Source organism: Variovorax defluvii, from assembly GCF_039541515.1.
In the GTDB taxonomy this organism is placed as follows: domain Bacteria; phylum Pseudomonadota; class Gammaproteobacteria; order Burkholderiales; family Burkholderiaceae_C; genus Variovorax; species Variovorax defluvii.
Genome location: NZ_BAABGJ010000080.1, coordinates 66,749 through 83,580, shown reverse-complemented (window position 1 = coordinate 83,580; position 16,832 = coordinate 66,749). Strand labels below are relative to the sequence as shown.

General features: G+C 67.5%; 16 protein-coding genes. 4 read left to right on the top strand and 12 right to left on the bottom strand.

What is annotated here, in order from left to right; all coding sequences use genetic code 11:
• Window positions 1-8: 8 nt before the first annotated feature.
• The 6 genes from ABEA07_RS23180 to ABEA07_RS23155 all read right to left on the bottom strand — a co-directional run bounded on the left by ABEA07_RS23180 (window position 9) and on the right by ABEA07_RS23155 (window position 6,433).
• Entirely contained in the window at window positions 9-1,091 is a 1,083-nt protein-coding gene (locus ABEA07_RS23180; RefSeq protein ID WP_345540835.1) for an ABC transporter substrate-binding protein, read from the bottom strand.
• A gap of 60 nt (window positions 1,092-1,151) precedes the next feature.
• Window positions 1,152-2,012 carry an ABC transporter permease gene (locus ABEA07_RS23175; RefSeq protein ID WP_345540834.1) on the bottom strand — a complete coding sequence of 287 codons (861 nt, stop codon included), beginning with the start codon at window positions 2,010-2,012 and terminating at the stop codon, window positions 1,152-1,154.
• Complete coding sequence (locus ABEA07_RS23170; RefSeq protein WP_345540833.1) at window positions 1,997-2,776, bottom strand: ABC transporter permease; 780 nt, start codon at window positions 2,774-2,776, stop codon at window positions 1,997-1,999. The genes ABEA07_RS23175 and ABEA07_RS23170 overlap by 16 nt, the downstream gene beginning before the upstream one ends.
• Window positions 2,773-4,680: a bifunctional 5-dehydro-2-deoxygluconokinase/5-dehydro-2-deoxyphosphogluconate aldolase gene (locus ABEA07_RS23165; RefSeq protein WP_345540831.1), complete on the bottom strand. Its 1,908-nt coding sequence runs from the start codon at window positions 4,678-4,680 to the stop codon at window positions 2,773-2,775. Before ABEA07_RS23165 ends, ABEA07_RS23170 begins: the two co-directional genes overlap by 4 nt.
• Window positions 4,681-4,919: 239 nt before the next feature.
• On the bottom strand, window positions 4,920-5,045 hold the full coding sequence (locus ABEA07_RS23160; RefSeq protein WP_345540830.1) for a hypothetical protein: 126 nt from the start codon (window positions 5,043-5,045) through the stop codon (window positions 4,920-4,922).
• Window positions 5,046-5,065: 20 nt separating this feature from the next.
• Window positions 5,066-6,433 (bottom strand): dicarboxylate/amino acid:cation symporter, encoded by a 1,368-nt coding sequence (locus ABEA07_RS23155; protein WP_345540829.1) that lies wholly within the window; start codon window positions 6,431-6,433, stop codon window positions 5,066-5,068.
• 470 nt (window positions 6,434-6,903) lie between these two features.
• Between ABEA07_RS23155 and trpB the strand changes: the two genes are divergently transcribed.
• The 3 genes from trpB to ABEA07_RS23140 are packed head-to-tail and all read left to right on the top strand — an operon-like array spanning window position 6,904 to window position 9,865.
• Window positions 6,904-8,082 carry a tryptophan synthase subunit beta gene (trpB, locus tag ABEA07_RS23150; protein ID WP_345541396.1) on the top strand — a complete coding sequence of 393 codons (1,179 nt, stop codon included), beginning with the start codon at window positions 6,904-6,906 and terminating at the stop codon, window positions 8,080-8,082.
• Complete coding sequence (trpA, locus tag ABEA07_RS23145; protein WP_345540828.1) at window positions 8,079-8,951, top strand: tryptophan synthase subunit alpha; 873 nt, start codon at window positions 8,079-8,081, stop codon at window positions 8,949-8,951. Before trpB ends, trpA begins: the two co-directional genes overlap by 4 nt.
• Window positions 8,948-9,865 (top strand): DMT family transporter, encoded by a 918-nt coding sequence (locus ABEA07_RS23140; RefSeq protein WP_345540827.1) that lies wholly within the window; start codon window positions 8,948-8,950, stop codon window positions 9,863-9,865. Before trpA ends, ABEA07_RS23140 begins: the two co-directional genes overlap by 4 nt.
• Window positions 9,866-9,951: 86 nt before the next feature.
• Here ABEA07_RS23140 and norR read toward each other — a convergent pair whose 3' ends face one another.
• On the bottom strand, window positions 9,952-11,538 hold the full coding sequence (gene norR / locus ABEA07_RS23135; protein WP_345540825.1) for a nitric oxide reductase transcriptional regulator NorR: 1,587 nt from the start codon (window positions 11,536-11,538) through the stop codon (window positions 9,952-9,954).
• Between the two features lie 151 nt (window positions 11,539-11,689).
• On the opposite strand from norR, the gene hmpA reads away from it, so the two are divergent.
• Complete coding sequence (hmpA, locus tag ABEA07_RS23130; RefSeq protein ID WP_345540824.1) at window positions 11,690-12,874, top strand: NO-inducible flavohemoprotein; 1,185 nt, start codon at window positions 11,690-11,692, stop codon at window positions 12,872-12,874.
• Window positions 12,875-12,955: 81 nt separating this feature from the next.
• Here hmpA and ABEA07_RS23125 read toward each other — a convergent pair whose 3' ends face one another.
• The 5 genes from ABEA07_RS23125 to ABEA07_RS23105 all read right to left on the bottom strand — a co-directional run bounded on the left by ABEA07_RS23125 (window position 12,956) and on the right by ABEA07_RS23105 (window position 16,513).
• Window positions 12,956-13,315, bottom strand: coding sequence for an HU family DNA-binding protein (locus ABEA07_RS23125; RefSeq protein ID WP_345540823.1), 360 nt, complete (start codon window positions 13,313-13,315; stop codon window positions 12,956-12,958).
• Between the two features lie 155 nt (window positions 13,316-13,470).
• Complete coding sequence (locus ABEA07_RS23120; protein ID WP_345540821.1) at window positions 13,471-14,373, bottom strand: hypothetical protein; 903 nt, start codon at window positions 14,371-14,373, stop codon at window positions 13,471-13,473.
• Complete coding sequence (locus ABEA07_RS23115) at window positions 14,264-15,091, bottom strand: Crp/Fnr family transcriptional regulator (RefSeq protein WP_345540819.1); 828 nt, start codon at window positions 15,089-15,091, stop codon at window positions 14,264-14,266. The genes ABEA07_RS23120 and ABEA07_RS23115 overlap by 110 nt, the downstream gene beginning before the upstream one ends.
• Before the next feature lie 17 nt (window positions 15,092-15,108).
• Window positions 15,109-16,179 (bottom strand): adenylate/guanylate cyclase domain-containing protein, encoded by a 1,071-nt coding sequence (locus tag ABEA07_RS23110; protein WP_345540818.1) that lies wholly within the window; start codon window positions 16,177-16,179, stop codon window positions 15,109-15,111.
• Window positions 16,172-16,513 (bottom strand): Hpt domain-containing protein, encoded by a 342-nt coding sequence (locus ABEA07_RS23105; RefSeq protein WP_345540816.1) that lies wholly within the window; start codon window positions 16,511-16,513, stop codon window positions 16,172-16,174. The genes ABEA07_RS23110 and ABEA07_RS23105 overlap by 8 nt, the downstream gene beginning before the upstream one ends.
• Between the last annotated feature and the right edge of the window lie 319 nt (window positions 16,514-16,832).

The window sequence follows — 16,832 nt, the reverse complement described above, 5'->3', positions numbered from 1 at the left end:
GGCCACGCTCAAGGCTTGCCCGGCTTGCCCTCGGCGAAGGCCTTCAGCTTCGGGTTCTTGTTGATGTAGTCGAGCACCGCCGGGTTGATGTAGGCCTTCGAATCCAGCGCCTTGGGGATGGTCCCGGCACTCTTGAAGAACTCGGCCAGCCGCGCGAAGTCCTTGTCCAGGCGCGAGGGGCCGCCGCTTCGGTCGAAGTTCTTCAGCTGCTCGTCGAGGCTCCAGTAGCTGCGCGTCTCGATCTCGCCCTGCATCTCGTCGGGCGACAGCGTGACGCCGCCCTTGTCATAGAACTTCTTCATCGCCGCCAGGGTCGCGGCGCGATCGTCGCGCATGATGTTCATGCCGCGCAGGAACATGGCGGCGAAGCGCGCCACGGTCTCCATGTTGTCCTTCAGATACTCGGGGCGCACGACCATGTTGGCGGTGACCAGAGCGCCCGCACTCTGGCCGTCGCACAGCAGCTTGCCGCCCACCTTCTCCATGCGTGCGAAGTGCGGATACCAGATGGCGCCCACGGGAATGTCGCTGCCCTTGAAGGCATCGACGATCGCGCCGGGCGCGATGTTGACCGCCTGCACGTCGCCGGCCTTCAGGCCCATCTTGGCGAAGCAGGATTGCGCGGCGTAGTCCGAGGTCGAGTTGGCAGGCACCAGGTACTGCTTGCCCTTGAGCGCCTTGACCGGGTCGGCCTTGATGGCGTCGAACACGTTGGCACGGGCGACCACGCCGTTGGCGCGCGAGTCGTCGATCAGGATCAGCACCGTCTGCAGGTCGAAGCGCGACGCGCCCAGCAGCGAGGGCGGGCCGCCCATGAGGCCGATGTCCCAGGTCTTGGACGGCACGGCTGCCACCTGCTGCGCGCCGGCGACGAAGGAGGTCATGTTCCCCGGCTTGAGCCCGGCGTCGGCCCACCAGCCGTTGTCTTCGGCCAGTTGCAGCGGCACGCCGTGGATGGTGACCTGGTAGCTGACATTCACCGGCACCGGGTCGGCCGCCAGCGCCGGCTGCGCGAGCGCGGCCAGGCCGAGCGCCGCGGCCGCGATCGCGCGTGCGAAGCGGGTGCGGGGGAGGGTATTGCCTTGTCTCATGTCTCTTTCCTTTCTTGGGGTGGTGTCGGCGGCCGGGCTCGCGCCCGCCGCCATCGGAGTTCAGGGTTGATCGGCCTGGCCCAGCCTGCGCTGGACGTCGCGCTCGAAGTGCCGGAAGAGCCACTCGATCAGCAGGCCCACCAGCCCGATGGCGAGCATCCCGATCAGCACGATGACGATGGTCCGGTTCATCTGGCCGCGCACCATCAGGTAGGCCAGGCCCGAAGTGGCGACGATGAGCTCGGCGCCCACGAGCGACTGCCAGGCATTGCCGGCGGCCACGCGCAGCGCCGACACGATGGCGGGCATGGCGCTCGGCACGATCACTTCCAGCAGGATGCGCAGGTCGCGCGCGCCCAGCATGCGGGCGGCTTCGAGCAGGCGGCCGTCCACCAGCCGCGCACCGCCGTAGGCGCCGATCACGCAGGCGGGAAACGCGCCGGCGAAGATGATCAGCACCGGACCGCCGAAGCCGGTGCCGAACCACAGTACGGCAAAAGGCACCCAGGCGATCGGCGCGATGAAGCGCAGCAGGTCGAACAGGGGCTTGACCAGCGCATCGAGCATCTTGAACCAGCCCATCAGCAGGCCGAGCGGGACGCCGATCAGCACGCTGAGCCCGAAACCCGCACCGAAGCGCCGCAGACTGGCCAGCAGGTGGGTTTCGAGCGTGGAGCCCGCGAAGGGCTCGTGCAGCATGCGCACGAAGCCCGCCACCACCGCCAGCGGCGAGGCCAGCGTGCTCGGATCGGCGATGAGCAACGCCGCCAGCTGCCAGGCGCCGAGGAAGGCGGCGATGCCGAGCGCACCGATCCATCGGCGCGGCGCCACGTCGGCCGCGAGCATCGCGCCGGTGTGGCCGCGCGGCTTCGCCGGTGCAGTGGAGACGCCGGACAACCGCGGCTTCAACGCCTGTTCCATGGCATCACCCACCTTTCCACGCGGCCGAGCAGGAAGCTGCTGGCCATGCCCAGCACCGCGACCGTGGCCATCCCGACCACGATCATCCCGGGGTAGACGTCGTCCTTGCCGGCGGTAAGCACCTTGCCCACGCCCCAGATTGCGCCCAGCAACTCGGCCGCGACGATCACGGTCCAGGACGTCTGCAGCGCCAGGCGCAGGCCGATCGCGATGTGCGGCATCGCGCCGGGCAGGATCACGTGGCGCAGCCAGATCCAGCCGCGCGCGCCGTGGACACGCGCCGCCGCCAGCAGCGTGCGGTCGATCTGCTCCACGCCGGTGACGGTGTTGATGATGAGGGGGATCGATGCAGCCATCGCCATCACGAAGAGCTTGGAGCCGTCGCCCAGGCCGAACCACAGGAGGGCGAGCGGGATCCATGCCAGCGGCGGCACCGGTCGCACGAAGTTGAAAACCGGCGCCAGGAAGTCGCGCCAGAACGCGCTCATGGACATCGCCAGACCGAGGCCGATGCCGATCACCACCGCCAGTGCGAAGCCGCGCGCCACCAGCCAGCTGCTGGTCATGACGTGCTTGAGCAGGTCGCCGCCGGCATAGCCCGTCAGGCTGATTTGCCGCAGCGATTCGAGGAAGGTCCGGGGGTCGGGGAAGCGCGCGCCGTCCACCCAGCCCGCGGGGCCGGTGGCGACCCACCACAGCAGGAGCAGCGCCGCGACCGAGCCCGCCCCGAGGAGGCGCGGCGGCCAGGCCGAAGCCGTCCTCATGCAGGCTGCCCCTGGGCCGGCTCGGCAGGGTCACCCAGCCAGGCCGATGCCAGTTCGTCGTAGCCGCGTTCGAGCGCCCGCTGGAATTGCGCGTCGTCGCACTCGCCCGCCAGCCAGGCGGCCGCGGGCTCCATGAAGAGCGTCCGGCCGATCGCGAAGCCCTGGATGAACGGCCGGCCGCGAACGCGCGACAAAGCCGCCACCAGGTCGGCCTTCGAGCGGCCCCCTCCGAGGAGGAGCACGCCGCGGCACATGGGGTTGTCGTGGCGGATCGTGCTTTCGATGGCGTCCCAGGCCGCCGCATCGGAGAAGGCCGGCAGCTTCCACCAGTCGGGCTTGATGCCCATCGCCTGGATCGCGCGGATGCGCTGGAGGACCGACCGCACGTCCTCGGGCGTGTCGGGGTGCACCAGTTCGAGCAGCAGTTCCATGTCGTACATCGAGGTCGCGCGGTAGAGTTCGGTCAGGCGCTCGTTCTGCAGCGCGCGCGAGCCGTCATCCTCGCGCGGGACCAGGCACTTGACGATCTGGTGGCGCGGCCAATGCGACAGCAGCACGGCCGCAGGCAGGTCGTCGCGAAAGCGCAGCGGCGCCGGGCCGGTACGTTCGATCTTGCGGCCGACCCAGGCGATGTCGGCGCCGACGCGCAGCAGCGCGTCCTCGCCTTCCACGTCGTCGAACAGCACGCCTAGTTGGGGATGCCGCGGCGCCAGCTGCAAGGCCGCCTCGGCCACCAGCCTCTTGAGCCGCGCGATGCTGCGGCCCGGCACACTCGGCAGTTGCTCGAAGGGCGCCACGTGGTCCGCGGCCATCACCAGCACGGGCGAGGGGCGCGGGCGGCGAGTGGTGGTGCGATGAAGATAGGCCAATTGCTCGCTGCGGTGGAGCGCGCGATCCTTCTGCCCGCCCGCGAGGAACCATTCGAGCTCGGTCGCGGTCGGCGATGCGGGCGAGCAGCCGTGGCGCGACACCACCAGGGCGCCGGTCGCGTTGCCGCGGCGGCAGCATTCTGCCCACGGCATATCGCGCAGCCAGCCCGAAAGAAAGCCCGACAGGAAGCCGTCGCCGGCTCCTACCACGTTGAACACCTCCACCGGAAAGCCTGGGCCGACGATGCCGTCGTCGACGGTATCGGGAATTGCACCAGGGAACACGACGCAGCCCTGCGCCCCCCGCTTGAGAACAATCGGTGCTCCGGTCCGTGCGCGGATGGCGCGAAGGGCCTGGATGGTATCGATAACACCGCCGGCGATGTGAATCTCTTCTTCGGTGCCCACGATCAGGTCGAACAGGTGCATGTGGCGCTGGCTGGCGCAGGTCACCGCTTCCGAATCGACGTAGCGGCTCTCGCCGCCGTCCCGGGCGACAAGTCCCCAGAAGACCGGGCGGTAGTCGATGTCGAAAATGACCTGCGTGCCGCGTGCGCGGGCCCGGTCGATCGCCACTTCGATGTTGTGCGCAGCGTGCGGCGTGGTGAGATGCGAGCCGGACACCAGCAGGGCGCGGGCCGAGCCGATGTAGTCCTCGCTGTAGTCCTCGGGCGAGATCGCCATGTCGGCGCAGTTCTCCCTGTAATGAAGCAGCGGAAAGCTTTCCTTGTCGCGGATCGAGAGAAATGCCACGGCCGTCAGGCGCGCCGTGTCGGCCACCACGCAGCGCGTGTCCACGCCTTCGCGCTGGAGGCTTTCCTTGAGGAAGCGGCCGTTGTGGTCGTCGCCGACGCGCGTGATATGGCCGATGCGCAGGCCCAGCCGCGCGGTGCCGATAGCGATGTTGGCCGGGCATCCGCCCACGTAGCGCGAGAAACTCGAAACATCTTCGAGGCGGGCGCCAACCTGGTCTCCGTACACGTCGACGATGGTCCGACCCATGGTGATCAGATCGAGTGAGCGAGAGGTCGACATGAGTACTTAACAACCAAAACAATGTTATCGATACCATGATTCGAACACGGACATCGGCTCGCCCACACTGGGGTGATCCCTTAGTCCGAGGCGACGCCCGTGGCACCGGCGCCGATGATCGCCCCCTGCAACCGCTCGGGCCGCAGCGGTCCCGCCTGCGCATGCGCCTGGATGCACGCAACGACCACGTGCGAATGCATCGCCGCGCATCGGCCGCGGACTTCAGCCGCATTGCATGCTCACGCACACCCGGGGTGACGAAGTCGGCCGAGCGTGTTGCCCAGCCGCGCGGCCAATTCGAGCCCGCCGCCGCCGACGATGACGACGCGGTGCGGCATGGCACGCGGCGGAATCGCCGCGCTCATCGACGGCTGCGCTGGGTGGCTCAGCGCCGGGCCGATGCGGTCGCCGGCATGTGCTGCTCGACCGCGTCCAGCACCACCTCGGGCTCTTCGGCCGCCGTAGGCGTCTCGTTGTTGAGTTGCTCGTTCATGCGCCGGGTGTCGAGGTCGCCCGTCCACTTCGCCACCACCACCGTGGCCACGCCATTGCCGATCAGGTTCGTGAGCGCGCGGGCTTCGGACATGAAGCGGTCGATGCCCAGAATCAGCGCGAGCCCCGCCACGGGGACATGCCCCACCGCCGACAGGGTCGCAGCCAGCACGATGAAGCCGCTGCCGGTGATGCCTGCGGCCCCCTTGGAGGTCAGCAGCAGCACCGCGAGCAGCGTGAGCTCCTGCGTCAGCGTCATCGGCGTGTTGGTCGCCTGCGCGATGAACACCGCTGCCATGGTCAGGTAGATCGAGGTGCCGTCGAGGTTGAAGGAGTACCCGGTCGGAATGACCAGTCCCACTACCGACTTGCGCGCGCCCAGGTTCTCGAGCTTGGCCATCATGCGAGGCAGCACCGATTCGGACGAGGACGTGCCCAGCACGATCAGCAGTTCTTCCTTGATGTACTTGATGAACTTCCAGATGCTGAAGCCGTGGAAGCGCGCGATCAGTCCCAGCACCACGAAGATGAAGATCAGGCAGGTCAGGTAGAAGGTGCCCATCAGCTTGCCCAGCGAGAACAGCGTTCCCACGCCGTACTTGCCGATGGTGAAGGCCATGGCGCCGAAGGCCCCGATGGGTGCCAACTTCATGATCATCCCCACGATGGAGAAGAGCACGTGCGAGCCCTTCTCGATGATGTCGAACACCAGCGTGCCGCGGCCGCCGAACCTGTGCAGGGCAAAGCCGAACATCACCGAGAACAACAGCACCTGCAGGATCTCGCCCTTGGCGAAGGCATCGACCACGGTGCTCGGGATCACGTTGAGCAGGAAGTCGACCGTACCCTGCATCTTGCCCGGGCCGGTGTAGGCGGCGATGGCCTTGGTATCCAGGGTGCTCGGGTCCACGTTCATGCCCGCGCCGGGCTTGAAGAGGTTGACCAGCACCAGCCCCACGATCAACGCGACGGTGCTCACGATCTCGAAATACAGCAGCGCCAGGCCCCCGGTCTTGCCGACCTTCTTCATGTCCTCCATGCCGGCGATGCCCACCACCACGGTGCAGAAGATGATGGGCGCGATGATCATCTTGATCAGCTTGATGAAGCCGTCGCCCAGGGGCTTCATCGATTCGCCTACCGCGGGATAGAAATGCCCGAGCAGCACGCCGACGACGATCGCCGTGATGACCTGGAAATAGAGGGATCTGTAGAAGGGCTTGGGCGCCGTTGCCTTGCCCGCGTCCATGGTTGCTTCCATTGCTGTCTCCTGTAAAAAAAGGCGCCTGGGCCGCGCGTCGGGCGCCGGCACGGGCCGCCGTGACGGCGGTCGGATTTGCGGTGCGCCGGACCGCGGGCGCGGCATGACCTGACCCCGATTGCAACGGGTGTGCCAGGGCATGCGCACGGCGCGCGCACTGCCAAGTCCTTGTTTTGAAAGGGGTTCGTGGCTGCCGGTGGCGCGGCGGCGCACGACGTTCCGGATTGGCCCGCACGAGGCCGTCCGGTCGCCCGATCAACACGGTTCGGGTTTGTACTTATCGCTAACAGCCCCGCCAGATTCGCGCGACAAAAAACGAGATTTCCTCCGCTTCCGACTGGACTACAGTCCGCGCCACATCAGAACACACAGGGGGCCTCATGAGCATGACCAATCCCGCTGCATTGCCAGCACACGCATCGGTTCATCCATGCGATTCGGGCGGTACCTCACCGTTCGCCGACGTGCAGATGACCCGAAGGTTCGGCGCCCATGCTTTCTATGGCGGGAGCTATGTGTCAGAGAGCTTGGTCGGCGTGCTTGCGGAGGTCGAAGCCGCGTTCCGCACTGCTCGCAGCGACCCGGCGTTCGTCCAGGCCCTCTGGCTCGTCATGCAGAACTTCGCAGGCCGTGAGACGCCCCTGGGCTATGCGAGCCGCTTGTCCGCCAAGCTCGGCAGGCACATCTACCTCAAGCGAGAAGATCTTCTGCACGGGGGCGCGCACAAAACCAACAGCACACTGGGTCAGTTGCTCCTGGCCAAACGCATGGGCAAGACGCGGATCATTGCCGAAACGGGCGCGGGGCAGCACGGCGTCGCCACCGCGATGACGGGCGCCGCACTGGACTTGCCGGTAGAAATCTACATGGGCGCCGTCGACATCGAACGCCAACAACAGAATGTCAGGCGCATGGCCTTGTTCGGGGCCAAGGTTCATCCGGTGGAAGCGGGGGGTGCGACGCTGAAAGACGCGATCAACGAGGCCATGCGGGACTGGATCACGAATGTGGGGAGCACCTACCACTGCTTCGGCACCGCTGCCGGCCCCTACCCCTACCCGTCGATGATCAAGTATTTCCAATCGGTCATCGGGCTGGAGTCGCGTCGGCAACTGCTGGAGCAGACAGGCCGACTGCCCGCGGCCGTCTACGCCTGCATCGGAGGCGGCAGCAACGCCGTGGGCCTGTACGCAGGATTCGAGGACGACGCCGACGTGACCTTGTATGGCGCCGAACCTGCCGGCCTGGCTGACGGCTCGGCCCACCATGCAGCCACGTTGACCCAGGGTTGCGTGGGCGTGTTTCATGGCATGCGGTCTCTGTTCCTGCAGAACGGCGAAGGGCAGATCAGCAACACGCACTCCATCGCCGCGGGCCTGGACTACCCCGGCGTCGGGCCTGAGCTCGCCGCCTTGCAGGAAAGCGGTCGCGCCACGTTCGTCGCCATCAGCGACATGGAAGCGCTCGACGCTTTCGAAACGCTGTCGCGACTCGAAGGGATCATCCCCGCATTCGAGTCGGCACATGCATTGGCACTGGCCATCAGGAGCAGCCTGAACCATCCCCCAGGGAGCAGTCATGTCGTCTGTCTGTCCGGGCGTGGAGACAAGGATCTCGACCAGTATGGACAGATCAGGGGATGGTCATGACCCATCGCTTCACACAGTTGTTCGCGGCTCCACACCGCAAGGCCTTCATCCCGTTCTTCACGCTGGGCGACCCCGATCCGGGCGCCAGCTTCGAACTGATCTGCACCGCCGTCGAGGCCGGTGCCGACGCCATCGAACTGGGATTTCCGTTCTCGGATCCCATCACCGATGGTCCCGTCAATCAACGCTCGATGCAGCGAGCCCTGAAGGCGGGAACCACCTATGCCACCTGCCTGGAACTCCTGCGCCGCATCAGGTCGAGGTACCCGGCCTTGCCGATCGGGCTGCTGCTCTACTACAACCTCCTTCACATGCGTGGAGACAGGGCCTACGCGGAATTCGCAGATATCGGGATCGACGCCATCGTCTGCTCCGACCTGCCCTTCGACGAAAGCGAGGGGCACATGCAAATGCTTGCCGCCCACGGCCTGGGTTGCATCCAGATGGTTGCACCCAACACGCCCGGTGACCGAGCGTCGAAGCTGCTGGACCACTCATCCGCCTTTACCTATGTCATCAGCCGGTTCGGCACGACCGGCACGAATGAACACTTCGATGACGAGGCGCTCCGGCGGATCGAACGACTGCGCCAGTCGACCTCGCAACCCTTCGTCGTGGGCTTCGGGATCAGCACGGTGGCGCAGGCTCAGGCGTTCTGGCAGCGCGGGGCCAATGGCGTCATCGTCGGCAGTCTTTTCAGCCTCTGCATCGAAAACCATCTGCAGAGCATCCCGTCCGTGCACGCATTCATCGATGGCTTCATCTCCGAGGTGCAAGGAGGCAAGGCGTGCCAGAACGTCCAGGACGCCGCATCGCCGACCCAGCGAGTCGTTGCCGCCCCTTCCTTCCCGGCGAGAAATGAACGATGAAACGCATGGATTGGCTGAGACTCTTGTCGTTGAGCGCGGTCTGGGGCGCCTCGTTCATTTTCATGCGCGTGCTTGCACCAGTGCTCGGCCCTGTGGTGACCGCAGATCTGCGCGTCGCCATCGGGGGCGGTGCGTTGCTGGTGTATTCCGGGCTCATCCGCTTTCGCCCGCTGTGGCGTCGCCATGGGCGCCACTATGCGGTGATCGGCGTGTTCAACGTCGGCCTGCCGTTTCTCCTGTTTTCGTACGCCGCGCAGCACATGCCGGCCTCCTACTCGGCCATCGTCAACGCGAGCACTCCCTTGTTCGGATCCGTGTTCGCGGCCGTCTGGCTGGGTGAAGCGTTCACGCCCATCAAGGCCGCGGGCCTGGCGCTGGGCATCGCCGGGGTGGCGACCCTTACCGGGGCCGGTCTGCCGGCAAACACATCGTCCGAGTTCATCCATGCCGTCCTGGCATGTCTGCTGGCCGCGGCCTCCTACGCCGCCGCCGGCATCTACATCAAACGTGCGGCCTCCCACGTCCATCCCCTCGGCTCGGCGGCCTGCACGCAAGCCTTCGCGGCAGTGGCCTTGGTGCCGTTCTGGCTTGTCGCTCCACCGGCAGGCCCCGTCGACACGATCATCGTGCTCAACGTTCTGGGCCTGGGTCTGCTGAGCAGTGCCTTGGGGTTCCTTCTGTACTTTCGCCTGGTGCAGGACATCGGGCCCGCGAGAGCCATGATGGTGGCGTTCCTCACGCCACTGTTCGGGGTCGTGTGGGGCACGCTGTTCCTGGGTGAGACATTGACGCCTGCAGCCCTGGTCGGCGGCGCGATGATTGTTCTGTCCACGCTGCTCATCCTGAAAAGCGGAACACGCGCGACCCAGGAAAAAGCCTTGCACGCCCAGGACGGGCCGTCCACACGTGCCTGACGACTTCGACGATGAGCGACGCACTCGCCGCAACGAGTGGACGACTCAGAGGATGCGCAGGCGCGGCGGGTTTGGTCACAGCGCCTTCAGCGGGGCGCATCCGCCAGCGCGACACCGAGCCGCCTGGCAAGGCGCGCCAGATTGGCACGGTCCAAGCCCAGATCGCGGGCCGCCGCGGACCGGTTGAAGCCGTGCCGCGCAAGCGCCTCGGTGACCAGCTTGCGCTCGAGGTGCGCCACCGCGTCGCGCAGGCTCGGGCGTTCTGCTGCCGAGGGCGCGTCCGCCGCGGCGACGAGCGCCGGGGCCGCCGCCGCCCGCGCCGCGCTGCGCCCGCCCGGCAGGTCGAGGTCTTCCGCACCGAGGCTGAGAATGCGCGGCCTCTGCGGATGGCGGCCCAGCGCCTTCAGCACGCTGCGGCCGAGCAGGTGCTCCAGCTCCCGCACGTTGCCGGGCCAGTCGTGCGCGAGCAGCGCGGCCTGCGCCTCCGCATCCAGGCGCAAGCCGCCCAGGCCCAGGCGCGATCGGTTCTCCTCGAGAAAGAAGCCGGCCAGCAGCAGCACGTCGCGCCCGCGCTCACGCAGCGGCGGCACCAGCAGCGGATAGACGCTCAGGCGGTGGTAGAAGTCCGCGCGCAGGCGCCCTGCCCGCACCTCGTCGGCCAGGTTGCGGTTGCTGGCGGCGATCAGCCTCACGTCGACCCGGTGCTCGCGGTCCGAGCCCAGGCGCTGCAACTGGCCGCTCTGCAGCACACGCAGCAGCTTGGCCTGCACCGGCAGCGCCAGCTCGCCCACCTCGTCGAGGAACAGCGTGCCGCCGTCCGCCAACTCGAACTTGCCCGGGCGTTCGCCGAGCGCGCCGGTGAAGGCGCCCTTCACGTGGCCGAAGAGCTCGCTTTCGACCAGCGTCTCCGGCAGCGCCGCGCAGTTGAGGCTGATCATCGGCCGCGCCGCGCGCGTCGAGCCGGCATGCAGCGCCTCGGCCACCAGCTCCTTGCCGACGCCGGTCTCGCCCTGGATCAGCACCGGCAGTTCGCTACCGGCCACGAGGCCGATCTCTTTCTGCAATTGCCGCATCGCGGCGCTGCGGCCGATCAGCGTGCGCGCACGCGGCGCGGCCGCCAGGCGGTAGCCCTCGGCGCGCAGGCTCTCGTGCTCGACGCGCGAGTGCAGCTGCTCGATGCGCGCGGCGACGCTGACCGTGGCCGCCGCCAGACTGCCGAAGGACTGCAGCACCGCGAGGTCGAGGCTGGAGAAGCGGTCGGGCGCGAGGTCGTCCAGCGTCAGCAAGCCCCAGGGCCGGTCGTCCAGCCGGACCGCGCAGCCGACGCAGTCGTGCACCGGCAGATGCCCCCGGTGGCCCTCGACCAGGCCATCGTAGGGGTCGGGCAAAGGGCTGTCGGCGGGGAAGCGCAGCGGGCCCTCGGCCTCCAGCAGCGCGGCGAAGCGGGGATGCTCCTCGACGCGGAAACGCCGGCCCAGCGTGTCGCTGCTCAGGCCGTCCACGGCCAGCGGCACCAGCCAGCCCTCCTCCAGCCGCAGCAGCGCGGCCGCATCGCAGGGCAGCAGCACGCGCAGCGCCTCCAGCAGGCGCCGGTAGCGCTCGGCGCTGGGCAGCTCTCGGGCGATGTCGGCGATGAGCGGGATGATGGACTGGAGCAGGGGGTGCGTCGTCATTTCGACTCCAATAGTGTCATTTTGACTCGATCCTCGGGTATGTCAGAAAGACACGTGCCGCCGCAAGTCCTTGATTTTCCTCGGCCGCGCCCCTGGAACGAGGATTGCAATGCCAGGCCATCTGTCTTTCCATCCCCAAGGACCTATTGCCATGCTGACTGCCCCACAGAAGTCGATCGTCACCGCCACCGTCCCGCTGCTCGAAGCCGGCGGCGAGGGGCTTACCACCCACTTCTACCGCATCATGCTGGGGGAGTATCCGGAGGTTCGCCCGCTCTTCAACCAGGCCCACCAGGCCAGCGGCGATCAGCCGCGCGCCCTGGCCAACGGCGTGCTGATGTACGCGAAGCACATCGACCGCCTCGAGGCGCTCGGCCCGCTGGCCGCACAGATCGTCAACAAGCACGTCGCGCTGCAGGTGCAGCCCGAGCACTATCCGATCGTCGGCACCTGCCTGCTGCGGGCCATCCGCGAAGTGCTGGGTGCCGAGGTCGCGACCGACGAGGTGATCGAAGCCTGGGCGGCCGCCTACGGCCAGCTCGCCGACATCCTGATCGGCGCCGAACGCCAGGTCTACGACCGCAACGCCGCCGCCCCCGGCGGCTGGCGGGGCGCGCGTGCCTTCGAAGTGGTGCGCAAGGAAGCCGAAAGCGACGAGATCACCTCCTTCTACTTCTCACCCGTCGACGGCCAGCCGGTGCTCGACTTCCAACCGGGCCAGTACATCGGCATCCGCCTCAAGGTCGACGGCCAGGACATCCAGCGCAACTACTCGCTGTCGGCCGCGCCGAACGGCAAGACCTACCGCATCAGCGTCAAGCGCGAGGAAGGCGGCGTCGCCTCGGGCTACCTGCACGACCACATCCAGCCCGGCAGCGTCGTCGAGCTGTTCCCGCCTGCCGGCGCCTTCACGCTGGAACCGGGCGATCGGCCCCTCGTGCTGATCAGCGGCGGCGTGGGCATCACGCCGACCCTCGCGATGCTCGACGAGGCGCTGAAGACCTCGCGCGTGGTCCACTTCATCCACTGCGCGCGCCACCGCGGCGTCCATGCCTTCCGCCAGACCGTCGAGGCGCTGGCAGAAAAGCACCCGCAGCTCAAGCGCTTCTACTGCTACGAGGAGGCCCACGACGGCGCCGACGCGCCGCACGCGGTCGGGCGCCTCGACGCGCAGAAGCTCCAGCGTTGGCTGCCTGCCGGCACCACCGACATCGACGCCTACTTCCTCGGCCCGAAGCCGTTCATGAAGCAGGTGAAGGACGCGCTGCGCACGCTGGGCGTGCCGGATGCGCAGGCACGCTACGAGTTCTTCGGGCCGGCTGCGGCGCTGGAGTAGAGAGGAACGCCAGGACGCCCGAAAACGACAACGGCCCCGATGGGGCCGTCACGGTGTTCATGCAGCCGGGGCTGCAGGACTTCACTTCTTCTTGGCAGCAGCCTTCTTCGCGGCGGGCTTGGCCTTGGGCGCAGCAGCAGCCTTTTCGGTCTTGCGCTTCGCTGCCTTCGGATCGACTGCGGCCTTGAAGGCGGCGCCCGGCACGAACTTGGGCACCTTCTGCGCGGCGATCTTGATCTTGGTGCCCAGGCTCGGGTTGAAACCCGAGCGCGCGGCGCGGGCGACCTGCTTGAAGGTGCCGAAGCCGACGATCTGCACGGGATCGCCCTTCTTGACGGCGGCGACGATGCTGCTCGTCACGGTCTCGAGAATGCGGGCACCTTCGGCCTTGCTCACGTTGTGGGTGTCTGCGATCTTCTCGACGAGTTCAATGCGGTTCAAAGCTTTTTTCCTATGAGTTGATTTCGCCACGTTGCCTGTGGCGGCACGCGGCGATGGCCGCCGCGGGCGGGGCGGAGTGTAGTCGATGATGCGCCCCGCCCCTCGCCGCTTCCCCTCCGGACGCGCTTCCCAGTGGGCTGAAACGAGTGCTGTCGCTATTCGACCCCCCCGCTCGCAATCCGCTTGTACTCGTTGCGCTTCATCGCCAGGTAGTCCTCGCGCTCCAACTCGTGCAACTGCTTCGCATAGCGCTCCGTGCTGTCGAACCAGGCCGCGAGGCGCGGCTGCAGTTGCTTGGGCGAGTCCATGTACGCGTCGATGGCGAGGTAGTAGCGCATGGTGTTGCGCTCCACGACGCCGCGCACGCCGCCCATGTATTCGGGCTGGCCCGAGGCGTCCTTGCCGGTCACGGTGAAGCCCACCTTGTCGGCCCCGAGGGTCGCGAGGTAGCCGCGCATCGCGATGCGGGCCGCCGCCCCGTAGGCATAGGCATAGCCCAGATGCATGAAGGTCTTGCCGTTGGGCAGCGGCGTGGCCTCCAGTTCGATGCGGTAGTCGCGGGTGGACAGCGGCCCCTTGTCCGCGCTCAGCTTCGCGCTCAGATAGTCCGCGGAGGTGGTCGGCGCCGCCCAGACGAAATCGACGCGCTGCGCTTCCGACAGCGGCTGGTCGAATTTGCGGCCGACCGAGACGGCCAGCGTCCTGCCGCCCTCGCCGCCCCGCACCGCGCAGTGCTTGGTGTTGAGGTGCAGCATCAGCACGTCGCACCAGACGGCCGGCTGGCTGAGCGCAGCGCTCACCTGCTCGAAGGGGTGGCTCAGCACCGCGAAGATGTCGCCGCTCAACTGCCCGGAGGCCTCCGTCGACTCGAGCACGAGGGGGCGCTTGAAGATGTTGCCCTCGAGCTGCGATTTGACCGCGTCGAACTTCGCCTGCAGGGCCGCGGCGCTACCCAGTTGCGCCTGGGCCTGCGCGATGGCCGGAAGAGCCGGAAGAATCAGGCACCAGAGCCACAGGGCCAGGTGGCGACGCGTGGCGCGCTTCAGGATGTCGGGCATGGTCACTCCTCAACGATGGGTCTTCCGACCCGTGGCTGGCCGCAAGACGTTCTTCCAACCGCTGGCGGTCGGCCAGGAGCCGCCGGGTCACGAGGGTCACCACTTCGAAGCCGAAGGTGGGGTTCTGGAAATAGAGGTTCTTGAAGGTGGCCTCGTCCATCTGGAGCACGGTGCAGGTCGTGACGCAGCGCGCGGTCAGGGTGCGGCGCCTGTCGGGCGCGAAGAAGGCGATCTCGCCGAACAGGCGGCCGGCTTCCAGCTTCTCGCCGATCTCGACGAATTCGATGACGCCCTCGGCCAGAAAGTACAGGTGCGTGGCCTCGTCGCCCTTGCGGAAGATCACGGCGTTTTTTCTGCGCCTGCGCCGCCGCATGTAGGGCCGCAGCCAGACGCCGCTGAGGTCGTTCGAGGCGGCGGCGATCTGCACGCGGCGCGTGAGGCGCACCATCTGGCCCGCGCGAAAGATGTTGATCGGCAGCAGCACGCCATGCAGAAGCACCAGGATCAGCGAGGGGTGCAGCGCCCCGTAGATCAGGAAGCCCAGGTTGCCCCCGACCGCCAGGTAGCGCAGCGGGATCATGGTCCTGACGAAGGAGCTGATGATGATCAGCACGCCCGCGATGGTGGCCGCACACAGGGCGACGATCCCCGTCGGTGTCGCCAGGGAGGCGTCCAGGGCGGCCAGCGCGGTGTCGATCAATCCCGTCGTCGTGGGCATGCGGATTCCTTCTCCTGTCATCGGCTCGCGACCTCGTTCTTCGCACCGACCCACGGCACCGCGAAGACCTCCACCGGCGCCGCCTTCCCCCTGATCTGGGCCGGGCCGAGCGCCTCGACGGGGAACCGCCCCTCGAGCGCGGCGCAGGTGGCCGCATCGATCAGGATGGTGCGCTTCGCCTCCTTGGTGTGCGTCTCGAGCCGGGCGGCGAGGTTGACGGCATCGCCGATGCAGGTGTAGGTGGCGCGCTGGTGCGTGCCGGTGTAGCCGGCGATGGTCTCGCCGGTGGCGATGCCCACGCCGATGCGCAGGGCGCTCTTGGACGACGCGACGCGCTCGGCGTTCAACAGGTCGATCATCTCCACCATGTCCAGCGCGGCGCGCACCCCCGCGGCCGCATGGTCGGCCAGCGGCTGCGGCGCGCCGAAGATGGCCATCAGGCCATCCCCGATGATCTGGTTGACCACGCCACCGTGACTGTTGATGGCTTCGAACACCAGGGTGTAATAGGTGTTCAGCAGCTCGATGGTTTCCTCCGGCGCCTGCGACTCCACCAGCGCGGTGAAGGCGCGGATGTCGGCGAACATGACGGTACTCTGCACCCGCCGCCCGCCCAGCGCGAAGCCCGATTGCGCGAGATCCTGCGCCACTTCGGGCGTGACGAAGCGGCGCACCATCTCCTTCTGCTGGTCGCGCAGGCGCTTCTTTTCCAGGCTGGAGCCGATGCGGGCCTTCAGCAGCACGGGGTTGACCGGCTTGTGCAGGTAGTCCTCCGCGCCGAGCTCGATGCAGCGCGCGATGTTGGCCACGCCTTCGAGCGAGGAGGTCACGATCACCGGCAGGTCGCGCAGGCGCGGGTCGCGCGCCAGCGCCTCCAGCACCTGGAAGCCGTTCATCTCGGGCATCTCGACGTCGAGCAGCATGAGGTCGAAGCTGCCCTGCTGCAACAGCTCCAGCGCCATGCGCCCGTTCTCGGCGCACCGGACGCTGTGGCCCAGCAGCTCGAGGTTGCGCGTCATCAGCAGGCGGTTGACCTTGTTGTCGTCGGTCACCAGCACATGCGCCGGCGCGTGGCGCAGGTCAGCCATGGCTCAGCGCCGCCAGGGCCGCGGCGGCCCGTTCGTATTCGTCCTGCAGCGCGGCCAGCGCAGCCGCCGTCGGGGCCGCGGCCAGGCCGCCGACTTCGAGATCGCGTGCCATGGCGGCGAGGCCCTGGGCTCCGAAGGTCAGGCTGTTGGACTTCAGCGAATGGGCGGCGCGGCGGAACGCGTCGGCGTTCGCGGCCGCGTGCGCCTCGCGCAATTCCTTCAACATGGCCGGCGCCTCCTCGAAGAAGGTCTGCAGCAGCTCCTGCACGAAGTCCGCGCCTGCCGTGTCCTGGAGTTCGGCGAAGACGGTGCGGTCGATGGTGGCTTGGCTCATGGGTTCGACTCTTGACGGACGGTGTCTTGCTCCCTCTCGCCGTGGGAGAGGACTTTCAGCCTTTGTCTTTGCCTTGCTTGTGGGTTGGCGCAGGAGCCGGGAATTCGCCACCTGGGCCTTTGTTTTGGCCTTGCTTGTTGGGTGGCGCAGGAGCCGGGAGTTCGCCCCGGCGGGCGAGTTACTTTCTTTGTCTCGCCAAAGAAAGTAACCAAAGAAAGGCGACCCCGCTGCGCGTGTCCCTCCGCTTCGCTGCGGGCAACCTGCGGTGCTCGTACATCCGGCCCCGCCGCAGAACTCGCTACGCGCCCTTCGGGCGCTG

Bases quoted from the DNA above. Each gene is read 5' to 3' on its own strand.
- ABEA07_RS23115 (WP_345540819.1), bottom strand. From the start codon at position 15,091: ATGCCCACGACGACGGGATTGATCGACACCGCGCTGGCCGCCCTGGAC.
- hmpA (WP_345540824.1), top strand. From the start codon at position 11,690: ATGCTGACTGCCCCACAGAAGTCGATCGTCACCGCCACCGTCCCGCTG.
- trpA (WP_345540828.1), top strand. From the start codon at position 8,079: ATGACCCATCGCTTCACACAGTTGTTCGCGGCTCCACACCGCAAGGCC.
- norR (WP_345540825.1), bottom strand. From the start codon at position 11,538: ATGACGACGCACCCCCTGCTCCAGTCCATCATCCCGCTCATCGCCGAC.
- ABEA07_RS23160 (WP_345540830.1), bottom strand. From the start codon at position 5,045: ATGAGCGCGGCGATTCCGCCGCGTGCCATGCCGCACCGCGTCGTCATC.
- ABEA07_RS23105 (WP_345540816.1), bottom strand. From the start codon at position 16,513: ATGAGCCAAGCCACCATCGACCGCACCGTCTTCGCCGAACTCCAGGAC.
- ABEA07_RS23180 (WP_345540835.1), bottom strand. From the start codon at position 1,091: ATGAGACAAGGCAATACCCTCCCCCGCACCCGCTTCGCACGCGCGATC.
- ABEA07_RS23175 (WP_345540834.1), bottom strand. From the start codon at position 2,012: ATGGAACAGGCGTTGAAGCCGCGGTTGTCCGGCGTCTCCACTGCACCG.
- ABEA07_RS23170 (WP_345540833.1), bottom strand. From the start codon at position 2,776: ATGAGGACGGCTTCGGCCTGGCCGCCGCGCCTCCTCGGGGCGGGCTCG.
- ABEA07_RS23110 (WP_345540818.1), bottom strand. From the start codon at position 16,179: ATGGCTGACCTGCGCCACGCGCCGGCGCATGTGCTGGTGACCGACGAC.
- trpB (WP_345541396.1), top strand. From the start codon at position 6,904: ATGACCCGAAGGTTCGGCGCCCATGCTTTCTATGGCGGGAGCTATGTG.
- ABEA07_RS23155 (WP_345540829.1), bottom strand. From the start codon at position 6,433: ATGGAAGCAACCATGGACGCGGGCAAGGCAACGGCGCCCAAGCCCTTC.
- ABEA07_RS23165 (WP_345540831.1), bottom strand. From the start codon at position 4,680: ATGTCGACCTCTCGCTCACTCGATCTGATCACCATGGGTCGGACCATC.
- ABEA07_RS23140 (WP_345540827.1), top strand. From the start codon at position 8,948: ATGAAACGCATGGATTGGCTGAGACTCTTGTCGTTGAGCGCGGTCTGG.
- ABEA07_RS23120 (WP_345540821.1), bottom strand. From the start codon at position 14,373: ATGCCCGACATCCTGAAGCGCGCCACGCGTCGCCACCTGGCCCTGTGG.